Origin of the sequence: Prevotella sp. C561 (assembly GCF_000224595.1) — a bacterium.
GTDB classification, from domain to species: domain Bacteria; phylum Bacteroidota; class Bacteroidia; order Bacteroidales; family Bacteroidaceae; genus Prevotella; species Prevotella jejuni.
Map to the genome: position 1 here is coordinate 1 of NZ_JH114213.1, position 522 is coordinate 522.

Genomic DNA, 522 nt, shown 5'->3' on the forward strand with positions numbered 1-522 from the left:
ACCGTTGCAGGTGATACGGCAGCGTATAATGCACTCGTTATTCTCATTTGTCTTGCTTCTGTCTATATAGAATAGAATTGAAAATGTACTTTTCATTTTTCCATGTATGTTTTATCGTTTGTATTCCTTATAATTTCTAGTTAGTCAGACGATATTGTGCAATGAGAGGAATAATCTTCTCCACATCCCGAAAGACACGCTCTGGAGAAGTCTCTGCATACACTTGTGTGGTCTTTATTTGGCTGTGTCCGAGCATTTTCGATACGCTTTCGATAGACACGCCTTCAGAGAGTGTCATCTGCGAAGCAAAGGTGTGGCGAGCCATGTGAAAGGTCAGTGTCTTTGTGATACCACAAAGCCGTGCTATCTTCTTGAGATGGATATTTACAGTGTCGCAGCCTGGTATGGGCAGCAGATACCCTTTGGGCGGTTCGTGACGGAACGCCCTAGTGTGAATACCTCGGTAGCGCTCAATGATGGCAGATGCTTCGGGCAGTAGCGGTATGTGGCATATATTGCCTG

General features: G+C 44.8%; 1 protein-coding gene. It reads right to left on the minus strand.

From position 1 onward, the window contains the following. Positions 1-136: 136 nt before the first annotated feature. The coding region (locus tag HMPREF0666_RS16010; RefSeq protein WP_009013445.1) for a tyrosine-type recombinase/integrase at positions 137-522 on the minus strand (386 nt) is incomplete at its 5' end.